The organism is Pseudomonas sp. TR47, from assembly GCF_044143025.1.
In the GTDB taxonomy this organism is placed as follows: domain Bacteria; phylum Pseudomonadota; class Gammaproteobacteria; order Pseudomonadales; family Pseudomonadaceae; genus Aquipseudomonas; species Aquipseudomonas putida_E.
Genome location: NZ_JBHFCS010000015.1, coordinates 54,920 through 75,310, shown reverse-complemented (window position 1 = coordinate 75,310; position 20,391 = coordinate 54,920). Strand labels below are relative to the sequence as shown.

Genomic DNA, 20,391 nt, shown 5'->3' with positions numbered 1-20,391 from the left:
GCTTAGACTGGACACCTGAACACTGATCGAAAAAGGCGCGTTGCATGGCTCTGGATACCTGGCTCATTTACCTGCTGGCAAGCATCGGCCTGTCGCTGACCCCAGGGCCGAACAGCTTACTGGCGTTGACCCATGGCGCGCTGTATGGCGCTCACCGTACCTTGTTCACCATCGTTGGCGGTGTGTTCGGCTTCAGCGCGCTGATCGCCCTGGCCATGTTCGGCCTGACGGCCCTGCTGCAAACGTCAGCGGCATTGCTGACGGTATTGAAGTGGGTAGGTGGCGCCTACCTGGTGTGGTTGGGGATTACGCTCTGGCGCAGCCCGGCCTTGCACCTTGAAATGAACACGCGCCCCGCAAAGCTGAGCAATGCCGGTCTGTTCCGCCAGGGCCTGCTGTCGGCCATGGCCAACCCCAAGGTGCTGCTGTTCTATGGCGCATTCCTGCCGCAGTTCATCGACCCGCAGCGCGGCTTGCTCATGCAGTTTGTAATCATGGCCGCCACCTTCGCCAGCGTGGAGTTCGTGGTCGAATACCTGCTGGCCCGGTTGGCGTTCCGTATCAGGCCTTGGCTGGCCAAAGCTGGCAAGGGTTTCAATCGGTGCTGCGGGGGCTTGTTCGCGCTGATCGGATTGGCGTTGCCGTTCGGCCGCTAGCGGGTTCAACGGGCAGGTTCGCGCCGCGCAACCAGAAGGAACGCCGCCAACGCCAGGCCTGGTAACAAAGCCCCCAGTACTGCCACACCCTGCCACCCATAGTCGGAAAACACCGCGCTGGCCGCCGCCGAACCCAATGCACCACCGAGGAAAATGCTCGTCATGTACAGCGCGTTGAGCCGCCCACGGCTAGCCGGGTCCAGCGCATAGACCTCGCGCTGGCCGATGACCATGTTCATCTGCACCGCAAAATCCAGCAGTACCCCTGTCATTGCCAGGCCGATGACGCTATACCCCGGTGCGGTCAACCCCAGCAGCAATGCCACAGGCGCCAACACCAAGGCAAGCAGTGACGCGGCGCGGGCATGGCCGGCGTCGGCCAGGCGTCCGGCCAGTGGCGCGGCGATGGCCCCGACTGCACCCACCAGGGCAAACAACGCGATCTGGCTCTGCGAAAGGCCATGCTCTTGCGCCAGGACCAGCGGCACCGCCGTCCAGTAGAGGCTGAACGCCCCGAACATCAATGCTTGATACAACGAGCGTTGGCGCAACACCGGGTACTGTCGCAACAATGCAATCAACGAGACCATCAGTGCGGCGTAGCTGGCCTTGTGGTCGGGCACCCGACGCGGCAGGGTCAGCACCAACAGCAGGATGATCGCCAACATCAGGCCCGCTGCACCGATGAACACCATGCGCCAGCCGAAATGGTCAGCCACCAGGCTCGACAGCGGCCGCGCCAGCAGGATGCCCAACAACAGGCCCCCCATGATATTGCCGACCACACGCCCGCGTTGCTGCTCCGGTGCCAAGTGCGCTGCCAGCGGAATGAGCATCTGTACGGCGACCGAACTGAAACCGATCAACAGCGCATAACCCAGGAATAACAGGCCTTGGCCATGGCTGCTGGTACCCGCCAACAGCAGGCTTGCGCAAGCGAGCACGGCAGTGAAGACCATGAGCCGACGGTTTTCAACCAGATCGGCCAGCGGTACCAGCAGCAGACCCAGCGCATAACCCAACTGGGTCAACGAAACGATCAGGCTGGCTCGCTCTGCAGACAGCCCAAGGTCCGGAGCAATCAACCCGACAATAGGCTGGGCGTAATAGATATTGGCGACGATAGCGCCGCAACAGAACGCCAGCAGGGTAATCAGGGCACGACTCAGTGCTGGAGCTGCAGCCTGCGCAGCAGCAAGGGAGGGATTCATGCGAGGTTCCTCGGCATTGGGTGGAATATGCCGGGCACATTAGCGGTACATCCCCGGCAAGAGAACCCGGCCTTGACGCAACGGGGCTTTGCATTCTGCGCAACGCAAATTTCTCAGGGCACCAGCAGGCCTTCGCAGAACCTGATGAATGCCTGCACGCGTCGCGAACCACGATGGTTGGGGAGATACAAGGCATTGATGCTGGCGTTGGCGGTGCCCGGGCTGATCTGCCAGGTATCGAACAGACGTCGCAAGCGCCCGGCCGCGACATCCTCGCGGACCATCCAGTCAGCCAGCAGCGCGATACCGCTGCCGGCCAGCGCAGCTTCGCGCAGCAGATCAGCGTTGGCGCTGCGCAGTGGGCCCCTGACATCCAGCTCCAGCACCTCATCGCCCAGCCGCAAGCGCCAAGGCCGCACCATCTGCCCGTAGCTAAAGCGCAGGCAGGCGTGATCAAGCAACTGACCCGGGTGCTGCAAGGTCTGGCAACCGGCCAGATAGTCAGGGCTTGCCACCAGCCAACGCTCGAAGCGGCCCAGTTGCCGGCACACCAGTTCCTCACTGGGCGCAGGGTCGCCAAGCCGGATCGACACGTCGTAACGACCGCCAAGCAAGTCATCGATCCGATCACTCATGTCGATGTCCAGCTCCAGAGCACGATGGCGCGCCAGAAACTGCCCAAGGTGTGGCGCAATCACCCGGCGGCCGAACTCAACCGGCAGGCACAAGCGCAGCACACCCACCGGTTCCTCGCCACGGTCGGCGACACTGGCATCGGCTTCATCCAGCGCTTCGAAGATCTCACGTGCACGGGCGTAGTAACGGGCACCTGCTTCTGTAAGGGTAACCTGGCGCGTGGAGCGGTTGAGCAAAGTGGCCCCCAGTGCCGACTCCAGAGCATCAACCAGCCGCGTCACCGACGAGGTGGCCACGCCGAGCTTGCGCGCTGCGGCGGAAAAGCCCCGAGCGTCGACGGTGGCAGCGAACATCCTCATCGCCAGAAGCTTGTCCATATGAGTCCTTTGGCATTTGGTCTCAGAAAAGTCCTACATTCGAGATAGGTGGTCAAGAAGCGCGCGACCTTTCGATCCAGTCCATAGTGAAATACCTCCCATACAGCGAGATGCGCTATGACACCTGCCAACGTGCTGACCACCCTCCCACCGTGTGACCCTGCCACACCGGAACGGGTCGATGACCTCCTGCAACGCCCGGGCCTGCGTATCGAGCGCATTGTTTCAAGCGGCCAGTGCAGCCCTCCCGGCTTCTGGTACGACCAGCCCGAAGGCGAATGGATCGTGCTGCTGAGCGGCAGTGCCGGCCTGCGCCTCGAGCATGAGGCCTACACACGGCTGCTGGCGCCGGGTGATTGCCTGGACATCCCGGCCCATTGCCGCCATCGCGTGGAATGGACCGCACAAGGCACCCATACCGTGTGGCTCGCCGTGTTCTATAGCAGTGAAAAACCCTGGCCTGCCTGCTGAGCGGGTTAGAATGGCCACACACATCCCTCGACATCACGACCATGATCCAGTCCGATCTCGACCTGTTCGGCCCCCAGCCACAACGGCTGGCCAGCCACACCGTGCTGTTGCCCGGCTTCGCCCTTGCGCAAGTCGAGCGGCTGCTCGACGCTCTGCGCCCTGTGCTTCGCGCAGCCCCCTTCCGGCACATGCGTACGCCTGGCGGGCTGCACATGGCGGTGGCTTTGACCAACTGCGGTTCGCTGGGTTGGGTCAGCGACGCCAAGGGCTACCGATACAGCCCGACCGACCCAGCCAACGGCGAACCTTGGCCAGCCCTGCCTGAAGCTCTGCTTGACCTGGCCGGGCGTGCTGCGGCCGCGGCAGGCTTCGACGCGTTCGTACCTGATGCCTGCCTGGTCAACCACTATCTGCCCGGTACCCGCCTGAGCCTGCACCAGGATCGCGACGAAGCGGACTTCGGCCAGCCGATCGTGTCGGTATCTCTGGGGTTGCCGGCGGTGTTCCTGCTGGGTGGTTTCCAGCGCTCGGACAAGACCCGGCGAATAGCGTTGAGCCATGGCGATGTGCTGGTATGGGGAGGTGAGGACCGGTTGCGCTTTCATGGTGTATTGCCGATCAAGCCTGGCGTGCATCCGCGGATGGGCGAGCGGCGGATCAACCTGACGTTGCGCAAGGCGGGGTGATGCAGTCAAATAGCCACCCGACATTTTTGCCAGTAGACGAGCGCCCTCCTGCTCCCGGTTAATTGAGCTGACGCCGCCACTACCAGAGCGGTCTCGTTCAAGGGAGTGAACCCATGCGCTTGATGACCACATTCCTGCTACTGATGGCCCTCTTCGGGGCAAGCCGCGTCATGGCGCTGGATGCCAATGAAGAGGCCTATGTCGATGCGCCACCCGCCAAGTACCTGGTCTACTCCGTCACTTGGCAACCCACGTTCTGCATCATGCGGCCCTCAACGCCTGGCTGTGACCAGGCACCGCAACGCTTTCTCACCCACGGTATCTGGCCCTACAGCGAAAGCAGCGGCCACCTCACCAACCGTCACCCCCAGTACTGCACCAATTCCCCTGACTGCACCAACGGCGAAGCCTGTGCAATGAGGGCCGATGAGATGAGTGCGGTGCTTGCCAACAAAGCCCTGCGGGACATCGTTACCCGCGAGCCCAAGGGCATGTTCGCGCACGAATGGCAAAAACACGGCACCTGCTCAGGCAAGGAGATGCAGGCGTATTTTCAGGACTTTGTCGACTTGAGAAAAGTAGTCAGTTTTGACAATCAAGCATTCGACGCGATGGTAGGCAGCGCTACCGAGTTCTCGAAGATTCGCGAGGCCTTCCCTGAGAACACTGCGTTCAGATGTTACCGGGACGAGCAGGGCAAACAGTACCTGCATGAGGTGTTCTACCTGATCGACGATAAAGGGAACCCGTATAGGGAAGAAAACAACCTGCAGATCGGCGTCCGTTGTGAAGCGCAGAAAACATGGATTCCGGCTGGTACCAAGCCTGTGTCCTGACGGCAGTTTTTACCCGGACAAGGATGCCAACCTCGAGGTACAGCGCGCGCTCGGACGCCTCTGTACCTGTGAGGGGCGATGTCGTCTTCATGGTCATTGCGCCTGAGACTGGCTCAGGTACTTGTCCACCCCAGCCTTGCCATCCCCTGCATCCCCCGCCACCTGCCACAACCGCCGCTCGATCCCCTGTGCCAGCAAATGCCCTACCGCCGACTCGATAGCCGACAGCACGCACAACTGCGCGGGTTCGTTGGTGGTGTAGCCCACTTCTGCTTCGAGCAGCTTCTTGAACTCGATGAACTTGAACACCCCGGCGCTACGCCCCACCGAGTAGATGGTCTTGCTGGTCATCACGTTAGCCAGTACCTGCCCGGTGCGCACGTCCACCGCCCGCAGGTTGACCGTGACCTGATCGACCCGGTACTCGCGGGAGATGTCGATGCCCAGGTAGCGTGCCCCTTCCCCGCCGCTGCGCACATTGGTGTCGTAGGCGATGATGCCGCCTTCGAGCATCAGGTTGGCCGCTTGCAGTGGCGGCAGCTCGGTCTGGATGTTCTCCGGTACGTCGGCCTTTTTCTGCGAGGCGCGGATGATCTTGCGTTCGGTCAACAGGTTCTGCAGGCCTTCACGCTCCAGCACCACGAACCAGCCGCTGGCATTGAGGGCATCCATCAGCATGCTCGCCGCCCCTTGGGTGACACTGGTGGAAAACGAGCTGGCCGGGGTCGGCTTGTACTGCCCGGTCTGGTCGCGGAAGCCATACACCACCGCCATCAGCCGGCCCTTGGGCCGTGGCATGTTGATCAGGTCGTAGTAAGTCGACGCGCGCGGAGTCAGGGTCGGGCTTTCCGAGTCCTGTTCGGCCGACATCGGTTCGCGCAGGCCGCAACCTTGGAGGCCTTGCAGGGCGGCGAGGATCAGCAAAGTGCTCAGCAGACGTTTCATGGTGTTCTCTCCCCAGATAACAACCCGTCCCTCTCAGGGGTTCAGGCCGCTGACCTCAATGATCGAAATTTCTCCTGTGACGCGGTCGGTGACCTTGATGCTCAGGGCACCGGAGTCATCGATCACATCGATCAGGAAGGCATCGGTGGCCATGCTGCCGGTCTGGCCATTGCTGATGTTGTCCAGCAACTGCGACAACATCCGCGATTCCAGCTGGTTGCTGAAGCGTTCCAGGGCCGAGGTACCGCCAAAGGCGGAGGTGCGGTCCTTGAGGTCGGGGTCGTCATAGTCGTTCTGCGCTTGGGCGTTGTTCAGCAACCAGGTGCCGTTGAGCGGGTTGCCACCGAACGCCGGGTTGACCGGGGTGTACACCAGCTCCGTGGCCTGGGCGGTAACGGCGCAGGCCACGAGACAGGCGGCGATGCAGTGGGGTATACGCGTGTTCATAGCTCGTCCCTCTCCAGATCAGTGGTGTCTTGCAGCAGGCGTTGCAGCTTGCGTTGAATCACCTCCTGCTTGACCAGGTCGGCGGCCGCAACGGCCTCTTCTTTCAGTTGGGTGACGTTGGGTGGCAGAAAGCGGCGGTACAACACGTCGCGCTCGAACTCCACCGTGATCAGGCTGCCCCAGCGGGCATCCGGGCGTTCTCGCACCACCAGGTTGAAATCCAGGCGGCTGGTGGCACGCAGGCGGTCGGCAAAGTAGTAGTAAAAGTCGTGACCGATGTGCGAGATGGTGTTGTCGACGATAAAGCCCTTCATCTCGTCTTCGGCATCGGCCTGCGCCACATCGGATACCCCGGCGGCCAGCAGCAGGCCAAGGCTCAGGCAAAACACGTTCAGGCGTTTCATGGCGCGTCCCCCGGGCTGCTGTGGGTCTGTGCGCCACTGGCGCTTTCGTTGAAGGCCTGCTCGGCGACGAACTGCCAGTCGCTGTAGTGCTCGAGGCCTTCGAAGCCGGACCACTGCGTGTCGAAGCCGCTGCGTTTGAACGGGGTAGCGTCGGAGCGGCTGTGCACCCCGGTGATGCGCCCGTCGATCGAACGCAACAGCCCCCATTCATCACTGCCGGTGACCGGGTCCGGGTACAACCGGCGAATGTGCCGTTTCGGCTCGGGAAAACGGTTGTCCTCCAGCAGGTCGGCCAGCGCCTGCGGGTACTGCGCCAGGCCTGGCGAAGCGCGGTAATAGCTGCGCAGTGCCTGGGCATACTGGCCACCCACCCACAGCAACTGACGCTCCTTTTCGCGCTGCGCCGCGCTGGACCACAGCGTGCCGCTGGACGCCAGGGCCACGCTGCTGGCTGCGATCAGCAGCAATACACCCAGGTAGGTGAAGCCGTTGCAGGCCTTACCATTGTGCGAAGTGGCTGCCATCACGTGCCCTCCCTGTCGCACCGCTCTTGATGTCGGCCACGCCACCGGCCACCCCTTCTGGCGGCGGCACCAGTTGCCAGGCATCACCGCGTTCGGTAATCGGGTCGATCGGGGTGTTGCGCAGGTAGCGCTGCTCGACCAGTTGTTCCAGCGAGTCGGGGTAGCGGCCGGTGTCGCCGTAGTAGTGGTCCAGCGCCTCACGCAGCACCGCCAGGCTCTGGCGCAGGGCAGCCTCACGGGAGCTTTCCAGGCTGTTGAAGTAACGTGGCATGGCAATGGTCATCAGCGTGGCGATGATCGCCATCACCACCAGCAGTTCGATCAGGGTGAAACCTCGGCTGCGTTTCATGGCCGTCACCATTGCCCGTAGGGGATGTTGTTGAGGCCTTTGCCGCGGGCCTTGGAGTACACGTCGTAAACGTCTTCGCCGTCACGCGGGTTGTCCGGCCCGCTGTCATAGGCGCGCAAGCCCCAGCCACCGCCGTCATCGTCTTTTGCCGCCACCAGCGGGTCGTGCGGGATGCGCCGCAGGAAGTAGAACTTGTTGCCCTTGGCGCTGCGTACATCGCGCACCCCGTCGACCAGTACCTGCAGGTTTGGCGGGTAGCCACTGGCATCCAGGCCTTTTTCGATGAAACCTGCGTCAAAGGCCCGCTTGTAGGCATCGATGGCATCGCGGATCTGGTACAGCGCCTGACGCAATTGCTGCTCCTTGGTGCGGCGCACCACGGTTTCGGTCAGCGGTGCAGCCATGCTGGCGAGCAGCCCGAGCAATGCCAGGGTCAGCACCACCTCGATCAGGCTGAAGCCTTGCACGCGGCGTTTCATGGCCGTGGGCCCTTGCCGGCAGGTACCACCGCCATCTGGCTGTCGACAACCGGTGCATCGCCAGGCGCCTGGCCCGGCTCATCGGCCGGCAGCGTGCCGGCTGGCAAAGGCAGGGCCAGTTGGCGCACCTGCATGCTCGATTCGGTACCGGTGGCGAACTCCATGTCCGAGGGGCTCTGGTAAGGCAGGTTGCGTACGATCCGCGGGGTGATCGCCAGTACCAGTTCAGACTTGCTCATGTCATCGCGGTTGCTGCCGAACAGCCGGCCCAGGCCAGGGATGTCGCCCAGGCCCGGGATCTTGTTGCCGCTGGAGGTCTTGTCGTTGCGCACCAGCCCCGCCAGCACCTGGGTTTCGCCGTCGTGCAGGCGCAGGCTGGTCTGGGCGTTGCGGGTGTCGACCTGGACCGGGATGGTGCCCTGGCGGGTCGGCTCCAGCGGGGTGGCGTTGCTGACCTCGAGCGCCACCTTGATCGCCACCTCGTTGTTCAGGTGCACGGTAGGCTGCACTTCAAGCTTCAGACCGACATCCAGGTAGGTGACGCTTTCGGTGATCACCGGCCCTTGGGTGGAAGGTACCGAGGTGGCGCTGATGATCGGCACACGCTGGCCGATGTGGATGCGCGCCTGCTCGCGGTTGCTGACGCGGATCACCGGGCTGGCGAGGGTGTTGATGTCCTTGTCCTGGGCGTTGATCTTGGCCTGGGGCGCCGGCGAGATGCTGATACGCCCGGAGTTGATGCCGCGCAACTGGTCCAGCACGCTGACCGGGTTGCCCTCATCGCTCAGCACCCCGAAGGTATTGGGCCATTGCAGGCCAAGGTCGAGGATGCGCGAGCGGGCCACCTCCATCACCTCCACTTCCAGCACCACTTCAGGGTTGGACTGGTCCTGCGACTGCAGCAGCTTCTCGGCCATGCGCACGGCGTCGGGGGTGTCGCGCATGGTCAGGGTATTGAGGCGCTCATCAACGAATACATCGCGGGTCTTGAGCATGGTCTTGACCATGTTCAGTGCGGTGTTGGCATCGATGCTGGTCAGGTAGAACGTGCGCATGACCAGTTCCTGGTAGTCCTTGGTCTTCTGCGGCGAGTCGGGGTAGACCAGCAAGGTGTTGTCGTTGACGATCTTCTGGCGCAGCTGGTTCTGTTCCAGCAACAGGGCTATGGCATCCTCGATGCGCACCTCGCGTACGAAGATGGTGGCCTTCATGTCCGGGCGCAGGTCCTTGTCGAAAATGAAGTTGATGCCGGCCACCTGGGACAGCACTTCGAAAATGACCTTGAGCTCGGCATCGCGAAACTCCAGGGTCACCGGGCGTTCCAGCTTGCTGCGCAGTTGCGGGAAGGGCTGCGCCGTGCGGGCCTGGACGTTCTCGATATCGCTGCGCAGCATGATGCCCTTCTGGTTTTGCGGGTCCAGGCGCAGCACCTCACGCATGTAACGCTCGGCACCGAACAGGTCGCCCTGGCGCAGCGCAGCCTGGCCCAGCGCAACACGGTCATCGAGGGTGCGCATCAGTTCCAGCTGGCGGATGCCCTCATGCGCGCGGCGGTTGTTCGGTTCCAGGGTGAGCACGCGGCCATAACCAAGGCGCGCGCCGGCGAAGTCGTGGCGGATGCGGTCGCTGTCGGCCTGGCCAAGCAGCGCCTCGACCGCGTGCTGGCGGCCTTGGGCCAGGGCAATGTTCAGGTCGGTGTCACGCGGGTCGTCGCGCAGCGCCTCTTCCAGGCGAGCGATACCGGCCTCGTACTGGCCTTCTTTCATCAGCGCCTGGCTGTCTTTGCGCACCGCGCTCGAACCGCAGCCGGCAATGGCCACGCAGAGCGCCAGCAGCATGAACGGAGCAGGCTTGCACAACTTCGATGGCTTCATGGTGCGCTCCCGACAGACAGCGTCTGTGACTGGTGCAAAGGCAGGTAGACCAGGCCCAGCTCATTGGCCGAAACCCGATCGAGGCGGTAGGTGTCGTCAATCACGTCGCCCTGGCGCACGACGTAGAGTTTTTCGCCGCTGCGCAGGAAGACCTGCAGGTCATCGCGATCGCCCAGGCGGCCGACGAACTGGAAAGGCAGCGCCGGGGCTGCGGGGGCAGCGGCTACCACCGAGGTGGCGACCACAGGTTGTTCGGTGACCGTGGCCAGGGCCTTGGGTTTGGTCCATTGCTGGCGGGGGAACAGGTCGCGCGTGGCCTGTTCTGGCTTCATCACCGGTACGCCGGCACTCTCAGAAACCGCTTGTGTGGGCGCCGGCTTGCCGGCGATCAGGGCCTCCTCGCTGCCCTCGCCGAACCAGTGCCCAGGCGCCCAGGCCAACGCCCCGGCAAGCCCCAGAAACCCCGCCCACACCACTGCACGCTGAGTGTTCATCACGACCTCGACAGGTAAAGGGTCATGCGCAGGCGGCCATTGAGTTCACTGTCGCCAATGCGCTTGCGCTGCAGCTCCAGGTCTTCCAGCACCAGGGTCGGCAACTGGCCCAGCAGGCCGCGCACAAAGCCGCGGATCTGCGGATAGCTGCCACGTACCGGCAGGACGATCTGGTAACGCGCCAGCTGGGTCTTGGGGTCGACACCCAGGGCGTACTCACCACGGGCCAGGCTGATTCGTTGGGCGCTGGCCAGGTGGTACAGGCGCTCGATCAGCTCGCTGGCTTCAGGTTGCCCTGGCAGTTGCTGGCGCAGGCTGTCCAGCGCTTGCTGTTCAGGCTTGACGGCGACTTTAAGTTCGCCGCGCCTGACCCGCTCGACCTGGGCGCTGGCATCGGCCTCGCTGGCGCGCAGCTCGCGCAGGGCCTGCCACTGCGGCAGCACCCCGGCCAGCGCTACAGCGACTGCCAGGACGGCCATTGCGGCGCCGGCCAGGCCGACCGGGCCGATACGGCGCAACTGCTCCTGAAGGATCAGGCTGTTTATCGAGTCAGGGGCGCGCATGGCCGGTCTCCCAGGTGGCGGTAAGGGTGAAGCGCACCGGGTGCTCGGGTTGGCCCGCCACCACCTCATGGTTGAGCAGCGATACATCGCTGAGCTCGGTGCTCTGTTCCAGGCGGTGGTGGTACTGCAGCATCGCTTCCAGGTTGCGGGCCTCGGCGGCAATGCGCACCTGGCCCTTGCGGGCATCGGGCGTCAGGCTGAGCAGGGCCACGTCTTCCTGGGGTTGCGCTTCAAGCATGGCGAACAGTTGCTGCCAGGGCCGTTGCAGTTGCTGGGAAACGCTGCGCATCTGCGCCAGGCGTTCGGCCTGCTCGCGGCTGGCGGCGCTGTTCTGCGGGGCGACCGTGGCAGGGCGGCGGCCCAGTTGCAGCTCCAGGCTGTGCAGCCGGGCCTCAAGGTGAACCTGCTCGGCTTGCAGGTGCTGTTGCAGCAGTACCAGCACGGCCACCACCGCGCCGCCCAGGGCCAGCAGCGACCAGGCCAGCGGGCTGCTGCGCCGGGGCTGGAATTCCAGGTCGAGGCGGCGCATGTCAGGCCACCGCCCGCCACATGGCGCACAGCGGGTCGGCTTCGCTGGCCGGCTGGCACAGCTGCACCGCCGCCAGTTGCGGCACGTCGCCCCGGCCCGGGGCATGCAGGTAGACCTGCGGCATGTGCTCGCCATACAGCTCGCAGGTCCGTTCGATCAGCGCCTGCAGGGCTTGGTCGCTGTCGGCGCAACCCTGCGTCAGCACCTGCTGCCAGGCGCCACCGGCGGCCAGCAGCAGCACGCTGCGCCGTGGCTCGGCGAGGACAAACAGGAAATCGCCCGCCTGCAGCTGCGATGAGCAGCGGTTGTAGGCAGCCATCAAGTACGGCTGCACCGAACGCAGGCGCAAGCGATTTTCCCGGGCCAGTGCCTGCAGCCCCTGCAGCAGTGCCTCAGGCAGCGCTGTGGCGATACGCGCAGCGCCGGCCGGCTCTGGCGAAAGGGCGATGCGCCAGTCGTCGAGCGGCTGGGCATAGAGGTTCTCGAAGCAGGCCCGGGCGTAGGCCTCAAGCTCGCGTGGATGGCTGATGGCAGCGCTCCAAGGCACCAGGCAGAACCGGCTGTAGCGCGCCGACAGCAGCACCTGGCACTGGCCACCGCGCACGGCATGCTCGCCCAGCAGCGCGGCTAGCGCCTGCAGGGCCGCATCCCAGGCCGGTTGCCCGGCGTCACCGGTGAAGGCGCGGCTGCCCAGCCATTGGTGCTGGTTGCCGTGCCAGCGGCCCAGGCCGACGCCTTCGGCGCCGAGCACGGCGCAGTAACGGGTAGAGGCATGATCACGCAATGAATGTGACACGGTTGATCTCCTCAAGCGTGGTACGGCCCTCGCGGACCAGGTCCAGGGCGGATGCGCGCAGCAGACGCAGGCCGCGCTGGCAGGCCAGCGCCTTGATCTGCGCCAGCGGGCGACGTTCGACGATCATCTGCCGCAGGTCGTCATCCAGGTGCAGCAGTTCGGCGATGGCGCTGCGGCCGCGGTAGCCACTGCCGCGGCACTGGCCACAGCCCTGGGCGCGGACGAACGTCCAGCCCTGCACGGCGTCACGGGTAAGGCCGGAGGCGGCCAGGGTTTCGTCATCGGCCTCGCACGGCGTGCAGCAATGCGGGCAGGCCAGGCGGATCAGGCGTTGGGCCAGCACAGCGTTGAGGGCGGAGACGAAGCTGTAGGGGTCGACCTGCATCTGGCTGAAGCGGCCGATCACGTCGAAGACGTTGTTGGCGTGGATGGTGGTGAACACCAGGTGGCCGGTAAGTGCCGACTGCACGGCGATCTGCGCGGTGTCGGGGTCGCGGATTTCGCCGACCAGGATCTTGTCCGGGTCGTGGCGCAGGATCGAGCGCAGGCCACGGGCGAAGGTCAAACCCTTCTTCTCGTTGACCGGGATCTGCAGCACGCCGGGCAACTGGTACTCGACCGGGTCTTCGATGGTGATGATCTTGTCCACACCGTGGTTGATCTCGCTGATCATGGCGTACAGCGTGGTGGTCTTGCCGCTGCCGGTGGGGCCGGTGACCAGGATCATGCCGTAGGGCTCGGCGGCCAGGCGGCGCAGGGCACGCAGGGTTTCATCGGCAAAGCCCAGGGCCTGCAGCTGCACGCCGCTGACACGGTCGGACAGGTCCTGTTTGTCGAGCACCCGCAGCACGGCGTCTTCACCGAAGATGCTGGGCATGATCGACACCCGGAAGTCGATCTGGCGCTCGCCTACGGCAACCTTGAAGCGGCCGTCCTGAGGCACGCGCTTTTCACCGATGTCCAGCTCGGCCATGACCTTGATGCGCGAAATCACCTGGTCGGCGAAGGCGCTGCCACTGGCCTTGCCGGCCGCGTTGAGCACGCCGTCGATGCGGTATTTGATGGTCAGGCCCTGGCCGGTCATGCCCAGGTGGATATCGCTGGCATGCTGCTTGAGGGCGTCGTAAAGGGTTGAGTTGACCAGCTTGACCACCTTGCTCTGGTCTTCGCTGATGCTGGTCAGCGACAGCCGTTGCAGCGGGTCGCTTTCGCTGCTGGCTTCGGCGTCGTGATCGAGGGCATCGACGGCGTGAAAGCTTTCTTCGTGGCGGGCCAGGAAGGTGGCAAGGTCGGCGGCGTGGGCCAGGTACAAAGGCGCGCCTTGCAGCACATCGTCGATCCAGGCCAGGCGGGCGTGGTCGAAGGGGTCGGCGAACACACCCCGCAGTTCACCGCCCTGCTCTATCAGCACGAACTCGCGCTTCAGGCATTGGGCCAGGCTGATCTTGTCGAAACGAGGGGTGCTGGCCAACAGGCTCTGGCTGTCCAGTACCGGGTAATGCAGGGTGCTGCCCAGGCGGCGGATGAAGGTGTCGGGGGTGTCGCAGGCGAGGCGTTCGAGGCAGTTGAGCAGGCGCTCGCCGCTGGCTTGCAGGCGGGCCTGGGCCATGAGATCGCGGGGGTAGCTTGAGGCTGGCGGAGCCTGTACCGGCGATGAGGCCGAAACGCTGTGGTCGAATACATCTGACATGGCCTGCGACTCCGCTCAGGGGGCGCGTCGCAGGCTCGGTGAGGGCTGCGGGCGCCGCTATTCCCCAGTGAGCAGTTGGTCGTCGTCGGGTCCAGGGGGCTTGGCGCCATTACGGCGGCGGTCGGCCAGTACCCAGCTACCATCGTACAACTGCAAGGGGAACGATTCGTTCCTGTTCTGGCGTCGTTCGACGAACCCTTCTGCCGGGTTGTCCGTGGCCCTGCGCCGGCGCTCGATGCCCATCAGGTCGAAGATCGGGCGCGCCAGTTCCGACAGCGGGAACGGCTTGAACAGGACATGGGTCACGCCAAGTTCGGCGGCTCGCTCACGGACCTCGGCGGTCGGGTGGGCGGTGATCAGCACGAAGTGGCACTGCCTGTTCTTGCGCACGGTCTCCAGGACCTGAAAACCCTCCATATCGGGCAAGCGGTAATCCAGCACGATCACATCCGGTGCCAGGCACTCAGCCAGGCCGATACCACTGGCACCGTCGTGGGCAACATGGACTTCCAGGCCTTGCGCCTGCAGGTACGCTTGCAGGTTTTGCGCAAGGGTCTGTTCGTCATCGACTACCAATACTCTGTTCACCAAGGTCGACTCCCAAGAACTGCCCGGTTACCCGGTCTGCGAAGTGCGGCCTTGGTAAGGCTTGAGCAGGCTTCGTGCCAGGCATGAATAGTCATGTTGCACCACGTCAAGTTATTGATTTTGCTGGCACCTTTGATAGCCCTACGAACAGGCTCAGGCCCGCTGCCCCACATCCGGGGCACCTGATGGCACTTTGCCAAGCCGTTATTCCCCAGCTTTGGGGAAACGCCATCGCAGGCTTCAGTCAGCGATTTCCACTTTAGCGGATTCGCGCAAACGTTGGCGCGCCGCTTGCCGTGACTGTGCCTGCAACTGGCTGATGAGCGAGGCCCTGGCCAGCACCAGGCCCTGTTCGCGTATGACCGAAGAATTATCACTTTGGTTCTGCGCTCCTTGCAGTCTCTGTTGGTTGGCCTGATAAAACGCTTCCACCTCGGCCTGGGTGGGTTCGGCTACCGCGCTGAGCTGGGCATACACCTGTTGCGCTGCCAGCTCCCGGTGCAGGTAGTCAGCGTATGCTGCGCGGTCGAACCCTGCCTGTGCAAGCCGTCTTTCAAACAGCGCTGGGCTTGCGAATGCCGCCTCGACTTCACCTAGCTGCGCCGACACCTGTTCATCACTGATGGCGATGCCGCGGCGCTGGGCTTCTTGCCACAGCAACTCCTTGTCGATCAGTTCGTCCAGGGCCTGGCTGCGCAGACGTTTGTACAGCGCAGGGTTGCGGATACTGGTCACCGCCCGCCCCTGTGCCTGCAGATACTCGCTGAAATAGCGCTCCAGGCGCAGCAGCCCGATGTCCACACCATTGACCCGCGCCGCCGGGCTATCGGCCCAGCCCGCCTTGGCGACCAGCAACAGCAGGCACAGCAACAGAATACGCATGGCAACCTCCACTCAAGGGCTGACCGGTACAGGCCGATACGGGACGACAGCTGTAAAACGTGGCCCAGGCAGCGCCACCGCGACCACATGGGCGCCGGCCAGGCCCTGGCGCTGGCCCGGCCCGAAGCCCAGCGGCGGGGTCAGGCCGGTATCGACGTCATGCAGGCCCTCCAGCGCCGCAACCAGGCGCTCGCGGCTGGCGTCACGGCCGATCTGCTTGAGGGCTTCGCCAAGCAGGCGCAGGGCACATAGGGTGTTGACTTGCAGCGAGGCCTGACGCGTGTCGAGGCCTTGACGCTGCTGCAGGCCGGCCAAGGTCGCCATGCCCTGTTCGGTCCAGTCGGCGGGCACGAACGGATAGGCCAGGAACACCCGCTGCGACCACTGGGCCGGTAGCGAGGCCACGGCACCGGCCACCTGGCTGGAGGTGGCGAACAGATAGGGGGCACGGCCTGCCGCCTGCAACGCCGTGGCCAGCTCGGCAAAGGCCTGGGCGCGGCCTAGAAAAACAATGCCCTGCCCCTGCACCGGCTGGCCTTTGAAGGCCTCGACCGGTGCTGGCGCCCAACCCAGCTGCTGCAGGCGCTCGCGCACCTGTTCGGCTTGCACTGCCTGGTCATCGCCGGCATACACCACACGCAAGCCATCTGGCGCCAGGCCCAAGGTATCGCGGGCATGCACGGCCAGGCTCAGCAATTGCGTGGCGATACCTGGCATGGGGTCGAATATCTGCGCACTGCCGCCACCGCGCGGTGTACTGCCAACCAGTGGCACGCCATGCTGTTCGAGCAGCAGGGCCAGGCGCGGGTCGAGCATCGGTGCCAGCGGGCTGATCAGCGCAAATACCCGCTGCTGCTCGAGCAACTGCTGCAACGCATGCTCGGCACTGGCCAGGTCGCTGCCGGGGTCGATCACCACCAGTTCCAGGCGCCGGCCATGAACGCCGCCCTGCTGATTGAGCTGGGTCACCCCGTCCTCGAGCACCGCGCGCACCACCTGCCCGGCCTCGGCCAACGGCCCGCTGGCGGGCAACAGGGTACCCAGGCGTAGCACCCCTTCTTCCACGCCAGGGTCGCGCTCATCAGCCAGGCGTTTGAGGTAGGCGGTGAGGTTGCGCTGGTCGGCCAGGGTCAGTTCAAAGCGAGGCATGGCCGGGTCCAGGCGGTTGCCGGCCGGGTCCAGGCCGTGCTGGATGGCGCGGGCCAGGCTGTTGTCGGTGTACGCCGGGTAGCTGCGGCCGTTGCTCTGGCGTGCGCCCTGGCCCTGGGCCAGGCGCTGCCAGTCGAGGCTGGGCGGGCGCACCCCGCCTTCGGCGCGGCCACGGCCATCATTGCCGTGGCAACTGGCGCAGGGCAACACGCTGGCGGGCACGCGCATGTCGCTGGCACCTACGCGGGCCAGCAATTGCGCGTCGCTGCTGGATAGGCCTTCGCGGTACAGGCGTTTACCGGCTTGCTCGTGGGCGGTGAGGTCAAGGGCAAGCGCCTGAGCGCAGCAGGTCAGGCCCAGCGCCAAGCAAAGTAATCTCGCTGTGTTCATTCTGGCCTCATCGCCGGCAAGCCGGCTCCCACTGTGTTCTGCGCCGCTGCGCAGATCCTGTCAGTGCTGCCACTATGTTCTGCGCGGCTGCGCAGATCCTGTGAGTGCATTTACCGTCCGGCCAACGGCTGGGTCAGCAACTGCATGCGCTGGGCAATGGCCGCTGGCGGTGCATCGGGGCGGATCTTGCTCCAGCGCTTGCCCGCCACGTCACCGGCTATCAGCTGGGTCGAGTGCTGCTCGGGGCTGGGCAGGAACTGGCCGATACGCCCCAGCACCAGATCGACGCTGGCCTTGTCGCCGGTCAGGAACAGCCAGTTGGCGCTGTCCACCCCCTGTTTTTCAGCAAAGGCCTTGAGCGCTGCCGGGGTGTCGTTGAGCGGATCGCTGCTGATGGACACGAAGGTCACCTGGCTGGCCAGCTCCGGGCCCATGGCCTCGCGCACCTCACGCAGCTTGCGGGTGATCAGCGGGCAGGCATCGGTGCAGTGGGTAAAGATGACGTTGAGCATCACCACCTTGTCTTTGAGCACATCACTGTAAAAGCGCAGCGCGCGGCCATTCTGGTCCTGGAGCACGGTGTCGGTGAACCAGGTGTGCGCATCGCGGGTGCCTTCGCCACTGGCCATCACCGGGGGCGAAGGCTGCGGGCTGGGAGCGCTCGGTGCATGGCCTTCGTGGGCCATGGCGACCGACGCGAAGATCCACAGGCAACCGGCCAGGGCCAGCCAGTCGAAGCTGCGCATGCCGACGCGACAGGACGCTTGGCTGCTCATGGTTGCACCTCCTGGTGTTCGGCGATGGCCGTACTCTTGGCATGCACCCGACGGGCGCTGAGGCGGTTGATTTCGTCGATCAGCACGGCCGGGTCGGTGAAGCCGTAATAACGCGTCCAGTGGCCGCTGTGCCCGTCACCCACCATGATCATCGGGGGGTGCTGGCTGAGGTCGGCACTGAAGCTGCCCAGGCCTTTGAGGGTCTCGGTGATGGCATAGGGCGAGCCGGTCAGCCAGCTCCAGCCAGGGCCGTGCTGGAACGCCTTGGCGTAACTCTGCAAGCGTTTGGAGTCGTCACGCTGCGGGTCCACGCTGATCGACACCAGGCGGATTTCCTCGCCTACCCGGCCACCGAGTTGCTGCTGGACCTTGCCCATGATCGAAGACACTACCGGGCATACCGTGGTGCAACTGGTGTATATGAAGCCCATCACCACCAGATGATCGCCGACCAGGTCCTTTTCCAGGCGCACTGGCATGCCATCCTGGTCGAGCAGTGAAACATCGGCAAAGCGCACACTGGCTTTCTCCTGATGTGCCGCTGGCGGCTGTGGAGCATGCCCACTGTGGTCATGGCCCGCGTGGGCCATAGCGAGATGGCTGGCCATGGCCATGGAAAGTGCGAGCAGCTTGCAAGAATGTCTGGCGTTCATTGCACATTCCTCACTTCAGTCTGGGAAGCAGTAGACGCTGCAGCCGGCAGGACACGCAGGCTGGTGTAGTTTTCTTCGGCGAACTTGTGCCCCAGCGACGGCGACTGCACATGCAGGTACCACGCGCCGGCTTCAGGCAGCATCAGTGCAGCCTGGTAAATACCCTCGCCCACCTCTTCCAGGCGCAGGTTGCGCGGCATCGATGACGGCGCCAGGAAGTAGCGCAGGGTCAGGTCGTCCAGGCCAAGGCGCGGGCGGCCGTCGTCACCGAGGATGCGCACTTTGGCGGTGATGGCGCGGTGCTGTGGCAAGGGCTGGTCCAGGCCGATGAACTCGGCATGCGCGCCCTTGCGCTTGACCGCATCCGGGGCGGCAGCCACGTCGGTGCTGAAACAGTGGATGATTTGCGGCTGGTTGAGCAGGAACGCCACGTCGAACTTGCCTGACGCCGGCATCTTCACCGTCGAGCCATACACCCCCGGGGCCAGTTCGCGCAGGCTGCGGTCGATGACGATGGCGGCGCGGGCCTGGTGGCCGCGGTTGTTGTAACCCGACATCGGGGCATTCATGCCTTCGGTATAGAAGTACGTGGTGTTGTCCACCGGATTGACCACGAATACCGAGTTGTCATCCCGTGACACCGACAACCCCTGGGCCAATGGCAGGTCCCCGGCCTGGCGCGGCGCGGCGGGGCCGGCATCGAAGCCCTGGATGATCGGCTGGCGGCCTTCGCCCAGGCTGCTCAGGTTGATCATGCTGACCTTCGAAGACGCCAGGCCGCGCACGTAGGCATAACCTTTGGTGAACGTCAGTTGGTACGGCTCGGCCGCCACCGGGATGCGGTGGATCAACCTGTCGGTACTGGCATCGATCACAAGGGCCTGGTTTTCCAGGGTGTTGAGGACGATGCCGTAACGGCCATCGCTGCTGAAGCGCATCGGCCCCAGGCCCTGCTCGGCCTGGACGGTATGGCGCAACTGATGGCTGCGGGCATCGTACACACGCACCGTGCCTTCTGAACCATCGCTCACGTACACCGCCTGGGACAGCGCCGAGTAGGCCACTGCCAACGGATGCGGGCCAACTTCGAGGGTTTTCACCAGGCGCATCTCGGGGATGTCGATGATGCTCAGGGTGCCGCCGTCGCGGTTGCTGACGTAGGCGTAGCGCGAATCGGCGCTGAAGGCGATTTCGTGGTGCCCGGAGCCGGTGGCGAAGCTCTTGAGCGTGGTGCGGCTATGCACATCGATCACCGTCACCCCGCCCTTGGCCGGGTCGTCGCTGTTGTTGCCGACCCACAACCGGCGCTGGTCCGGCTGCAGGGCCACGCGCAGCGGCATCTCGCCGGCCTCCAAGGTGGCCACGCGGGTAAAGGTTTCGGTGTCGATCACCGCGACCTCGCCGCGTTCGGGAATTGACACGAATACCTGCTTGTCATCGCCGCTAGCCACCCAATCCATGGGCCGACCCGGCAAATCGATGCGTGCCAGGGTGCTGGTAACACCGCCCACCGAGACTGTCGGGTCGATCACGGTCAGGCTGGCATCCTTGTTCAGCACCAACAGGAAGTAGCTGTTCAGGTCCAGCAGCGGCCTGGCACCGATGCTGCTCTTGAGAAACAGCGCCACCCGGGCCTTGCAGCTCTGGTCGCGGCTGCTTTCCAGTGGGGCCGACTGCGCCGGGTCGATCCACGCCCCTGGCGCCATCCCCGACAGCGGTTGGCCGCTGTTCTGGTCGGTGACCTTGAAGCGGATATTGGCGAAGGCGCCTTCGCGCAGCTCGCTGCCGGCCAGGGGCCGGGCTTCGAACTCCACGGTCACCCCATCCCGGCTGAGCCGGTGCAGCGCCTGCGGGTCGGCAGGCTCCTGCAGCAGCTCGCGCGGGTCGCACCAGAGCTCCTCGTAGGCCACGCCCAGGCCGATCAACGCCGTGCCCAGCAATACCCCCAGCACGGCGGGGCGGATTTTCCTGTTATGCATATTGGTG

Annotated in this window: 24 protein-coding genes; 4 read left to right on the top strand and 20 right to left on the bottom strand. The window is 64.6% G+C overall.

Annotated features, from left to right (window positions below; genetic code table 11):
* Positions 1-44 precede the first annotated feature (44 nt).
* Positions 45-656 (top strand): LysE family translocator, encoded by a 612-nt coding sequence (locus tag ACEWE8_RS16650; protein ID WP_046787652.1) that lies wholly within the window; start codon positions 45-47, stop codon positions 654-656.
* Positions 657-661: 5 nt separating this feature from the next.
* On the opposite strand, the gene ACEWE8_RS16645 is transcribed toward ACEWE8_RS16650, so the two are convergent.
* A complete protein-coding gene (locus tag ACEWE8_RS16645; RefSeq protein WP_395589329.1) occupies positions 662-1,867 on the bottom strand; it encodes an MFS transporter in 1,206 nt (401 codons plus the stop codon).
* 113 nt (positions 1,868-1,980) lie between these two features.
* Entirely contained in the window at positions 1,981-2,880 is a 900-nt protein-coding gene (locus ACEWE8_RS16640; RefSeq protein WP_046787654.1) for a LysR family transcriptional regulator, read from the bottom strand.
* A 117-nt stretch (positions 2,881-2,997) separates the two neighbouring features.
* Between ACEWE8_RS16640 and ACEWE8_RS16635 the strand changes: the two genes are divergently transcribed.
* From ACEWE8_RS16635 to ACEWE8_RS16625, 3 genes are all read left to right on the top strand, one after another.
* Positions 2,998-3,351: a cupin gene (locus ACEWE8_RS16635; protein WP_046787655.1), complete on the top strand. Its 354-nt coding sequence runs from the start codon at positions 2,998-3,000 to the stop codon at positions 3,349-3,351.
* Positions 3,352-3,392: 41 nt separating this feature from the next.
* Complete coding sequence (gene alkB, locus ACEWE8_RS16630; protein WP_046787656.1) at positions 3,393-4,037, top strand: DNA oxidative demethylase AlkB; 645 nt, start codon at positions 3,393-3,395, stop codon at positions 4,035-4,037.
* Positions 4,038-4,150: 113 nt separating this feature from the next.
* A complete protein-coding gene (locus ACEWE8_RS16625; RefSeq protein WP_052750484.1) occupies positions 4,151-4,873 on the top strand; it encodes a hypothetical protein in 723 nt (240 codons plus the stop codon).
* 93 nt (positions 4,874-4,966) lie between these two features.
* Here the strand turns inward: ACEWE8_RS16625 and ACEWE8_RS16620 are convergent, their stop codons facing one another.
* The 18 genes from ACEWE8_RS16620 to ACEWE8_RS16535 form a co-directional block, all read right to left on the bottom strand.
* The gene (locus tag ACEWE8_RS16620; protein ID WP_046787657.1) at positions 4,967-5,818 is read right to left on the bottom strand and encodes a CsgG/HfaB family protein; all 852 of its coding nucleotides are present in this window, start codon (positions 5,816-5,818) and stop codon (positions 4,967-4,969) included.
* 33 nt (positions 5,819-5,851) lie between these two features.
* Positions 5,852-6,265, bottom strand: a complete 414-nt coding sequence (locus tag ACEWE8_RS16615) for a curli assembly protein CsgF (protein ID WP_012314333.1) — start codon at positions 6,263-6,265, stop codon at positions 5,852-5,854.
* A complete protein-coding gene (gene csgE, locus ACEWE8_RS16610; RefSeq protein WP_046787658.1) occupies positions 6,262-6,669 on the bottom strand; it encodes a curli production assembly/transport protein CsgE in 408 nt (135 codons plus the stop codon). The genes ACEWE8_RS16615 and csgE overlap by 4 nt, the downstream gene beginning before the upstream one ends.
* The gene (locus tag ACEWE8_RS16605) at positions 6,666-7,193 is read right to left on the bottom strand and encodes a type II secretion system protein (RefSeq protein ID WP_046787659.1); all 528 of its coding nucleotides are present in this window, start codon (positions 7,191-7,193) and stop codon (positions 6,666-6,668) included. Before ACEWE8_RS16605 ends, csgE begins: the two co-directional genes overlap by 4 nt.
* Positions 7,168-7,542 (bottom strand): type II secretion system protein, encoded by a 375-nt coding sequence (locus tag ACEWE8_RS16600; protein ID WP_039601767.1) that lies wholly within the window; start codon positions 7,540-7,542, stop codon positions 7,168-7,170. Before ACEWE8_RS16600 ends, ACEWE8_RS16605 begins: the two co-directional genes overlap by 26 nt.
* Before the next feature lie 5 nt (positions 7,543-7,547).
* Complete coding sequence (locus ACEWE8_RS16595; protein WP_039601768.1) at positions 7,548-8,021, bottom strand: type II secretion system protein; 474 nt, start codon at positions 8,019-8,021, stop codon at positions 7,548-7,550.
* On the bottom strand, positions 8,018-9,895 hold the full coding sequence (locus ACEWE8_RS16590; protein WP_046787660.1) for a secretin N-terminal domain-containing protein: 1,878 nt from the start codon (positions 9,893-9,895) through the stop codon (positions 8,018-8,020). Before ACEWE8_RS16590 ends, ACEWE8_RS16595 begins: the two co-directional genes overlap by 4 nt.
* Positions 9,892-10,389 carry a hypothetical protein gene (locus ACEWE8_RS16585; RefSeq protein WP_367903874.1) on the bottom strand — a complete coding sequence of 166 codons (498 nt, stop codon included), beginning with the start codon at positions 10,387-10,389 and terminating at the stop codon, positions 9,892-9,894. Before ACEWE8_RS16585 ends, ACEWE8_RS16590 begins: the two co-directional genes overlap by 4 nt.
* Complete coding sequence (gene pilO, locus ACEWE8_RS16580) at positions 10,389-10,952, bottom strand: type 4a pilus biogenesis protein PilO (protein ID WP_046787662.1); 564 nt, start codon at positions 10,950-10,952, stop codon at positions 10,389-10,391. The genes ACEWE8_RS16585 and pilO overlap by 1 nt, the downstream gene beginning before the upstream one ends.
* Positions 10,939-11,481, bottom strand: a complete 543-nt coding sequence (locus tag ACEWE8_RS16575) for a PilN domain-containing protein (RefSeq protein ID WP_012314325.1) — start codon at positions 11,479-11,481, stop codon at positions 10,939-10,941. The genes pilO and ACEWE8_RS16575 overlap by 14 nt, the downstream gene beginning before the upstream one ends.
* A 1-nt stretch (position 11,482) precedes the next feature.
* Complete coding sequence (locus ACEWE8_RS16570) at positions 11,483-12,277, bottom strand: hypothetical protein (protein WP_046787663.1); 795 nt, start codon at positions 12,275-12,277, stop codon at positions 11,483-11,485.
* A complete protein-coding gene (locus ACEWE8_RS16565; RefSeq protein WP_080952182.1) occupies positions 12,258-13,967 on the bottom strand; it encodes a GspE/PulE family protein in 1,710 nt (569 codons plus the stop codon). Before ACEWE8_RS16565 ends, ACEWE8_RS16570 begins: the two co-directional genes overlap by 20 nt.
* Positions 13,968-14,024: 57 nt before the next feature.
* Positions 14,025-14,558, bottom strand: a complete 534-nt coding sequence (locus tag ACEWE8_RS16560) for a response regulator (RefSeq protein WP_042111969.1) — start codon at positions 14,556-14,558, stop codon at positions 14,025-14,027.
* A 237-nt stretch (positions 14,559-14,795) separates the two neighbouring features.
* The gene (locus ACEWE8_RS16555) at positions 14,796-15,437 is read right to left on the bottom strand and encodes a SurA N-terminal domain-containing protein (protein ID WP_046787665.1); all 642 of its coding nucleotides are present in this window, start codon (positions 15,435-15,437) and stop codon (positions 14,796-14,798) included.
* 12 nt (positions 15,438-15,449) lie between these two features.
* Positions 15,450-16,976, bottom strand: a complete 1,527-nt coding sequence (locus tag ACEWE8_RS16550) for an ABC transporter substrate-binding protein (protein ID WP_046787666.1) — start codon at positions 16,974-16,976, stop codon at positions 15,450-15,452.
* A gap of 110 nt (positions 16,977-17,086) precedes the next feature.
* Positions 17,087-17,752, bottom strand: a complete 666-nt coding sequence (locus tag ACEWE8_RS16545) for an SCO family protein (protein ID WP_046787667.1) — start codon at positions 17,750-17,752, stop codon at positions 17,087-17,089.
* Complete coding sequence (locus tag ACEWE8_RS16540) at positions 17,749-18,405, bottom strand: SCO family protein (protein ID WP_046787668.1); 657 nt, start codon at positions 18,403-18,405, stop codon at positions 17,749-17,751. The genes ACEWE8_RS16545 and ACEWE8_RS16540 overlap by 4 nt, the downstream gene beginning before the upstream one ends.
* Positions 18,402-20,384, bottom strand: a complete 1,983-nt coding sequence (locus ACEWE8_RS16535) for a cytochrome D1 domain-containing protein (RefSeq protein ID WP_046787669.1) — start codon at positions 20,382-20,384, stop codon at positions 18,402-18,404. Before ACEWE8_RS16535 ends, ACEWE8_RS16540 begins: the two co-directional genes overlap by 4 nt.
* Positions 20,385-20,391 lie beyond the last annotated feature (7 nt).

Excerpts from the sequence above, each read along its gene's own strand:
- ACEWE8_RS16650 (WP_046787652.1), top strand. The coding sequence starts at position 45 with ATGGCTCTGGATACCTGGCTCATTTACCTGCTGGCAAGCATCGGCCTG.
- ACEWE8_RS16565 (WP_080952182.1), bottom strand. The coding sequence starts at position 13,967 with ATGTCAGATGTATTCGACCACAGCGTTTCGGCCTCATCGCCGGTACAG.
- pilO (WP_046787662.1), bottom strand. The coding sequence starts at position 10,952 with ATGCGCGCCCCTGACTCGATAAACAGCCTGATCCTTCAGGAGCAGTTG.
- csgE (WP_046787658.1), bottom strand. The coding sequence starts at position 6,669 with ATGAAACGCCTGAACGTGTTTTGCCTGAGCCTTGGCCTGCTGCTGGCC.
- ACEWE8_RS16550 (WP_046787666.1), bottom strand. The coding sequence starts at position 16,976 with ATGAACACAGCGAGATTACTTTGCTTGGCGCTGGGCCTGACCTGCTGC.
- ACEWE8_RS16585 (WP_367903874.1), bottom strand. The coding sequence starts at position 10,389 with ATGAACACTCAGCGTGCAGTGGTGTGGGCGGGGTTTCTGGGGCTTGCC.
- ACEWE8_RS16555 (WP_046787665.1), bottom strand. The coding sequence starts at position 15,437 with ATGCGTATTCTGTTGCTGTGCCTGCTGTTGCTGGTCGCCAAGGCGGGC.
- ACEWE8_RS16600 (WP_039601767.1), bottom strand. The coding sequence starts at position 7,542 with ATGAAACGCAGCCGAGGTTTCACCCTGATCGAACTGCTGGTGGTGATG.
- ACEWE8_RS16615 (WP_012314333.1), bottom strand. The coding sequence starts at position 6,265 with ATGAACACGCGTATACCCCACTGCATCGCCGCCTGTCTCGTGGCCTGC.
- ACEWE8_RS16635 (WP_046787655.1), top strand. The coding sequence starts at position 2,998 with ATGACACCTGCCAACGTGCTGACCACCCTCCCACCGTGTGACCCTGCC.
- alkB (WP_046787656.1), top strand. The coding sequence starts at position 3,393 with ATGATCCAGTCCGATCTCGACCTGTTCGGCCCCCAGCCACAACGGCTG.
- ACEWE8_RS16595 (WP_039601768.1), bottom strand. The coding sequence starts at position 8,021 with ATGAAACGCCGCGTGCAAGGCTTCAGCCTGATCGAGGTGGTGCTGACC.
- ACEWE8_RS16640 (WP_046787654.1), bottom strand. The coding sequence starts at position 2,880 with ATGGACAAGCTTCTGGCGATGAGGATGTTCGCTGCCACCGTCGACGCT.
- ACEWE8_RS16620 (WP_046787657.1), bottom strand. The coding sequence starts at position 5,818 with ATGAAACGTCTGCTGAGCACTTTGCTGATCCTCGCCGCCCTGCAAGGC.
- ACEWE8_RS16535 (WP_046787669.1), bottom strand. The coding sequence starts at position 20,384 with ATGCATAACAGGAAAATCCGCCCCGCCGTGCTGGGGGTATTGCTGGGC.
- ACEWE8_RS16545 (WP_046787667.1), bottom strand. The coding sequence starts at position 17,752 with ATGAGCAGCCAAGCGTCCTGTCGCGTCGGCATGCGCAGCTTCGACTGG.
- ACEWE8_RS16605 (WP_046787659.1), bottom strand. The coding sequence starts at position 7,193 with ATGGCAGCCACTTCGCACAATGGTAAGGCCTGCAACGGCTTCACCTAC.
- ACEWE8_RS16645 (WP_395589329.1), bottom strand. The coding sequence starts at position 1,867 with ATGAATCCCTCCCTTGCTGCTGCGCAGGCTGCAGCTCCAGCACTGAGT.
- ACEWE8_RS16590 (WP_046787660.1), bottom strand. The coding sequence starts at position 9,895 with ATGAAGCCATCGAAGTTGTGCAAGCCTGCTCCGTTCATGCTGCTGGCG.
- ACEWE8_RS16575 (WP_012314325.1), bottom strand. The coding sequence starts at position 11,481 with ATGCGCCGCCTCGACCTGGAATTCCAGCCCCGGCGCAGCAGCCCGCTG.
- ACEWE8_RS16540 (WP_046787668.1), bottom strand. The coding sequence starts at position 18,405 with ATGAACGCCAGACATTCTTGCAAGCTGCTCGCACTTTCCATGGCCATG.
- ACEWE8_RS16625 (WP_052750484.1), top strand. The coding sequence starts at position 4,151 with ATGCGCTTGATGACCACATTCCTGCTACTGATGGCCCTCTTCGGGGCA.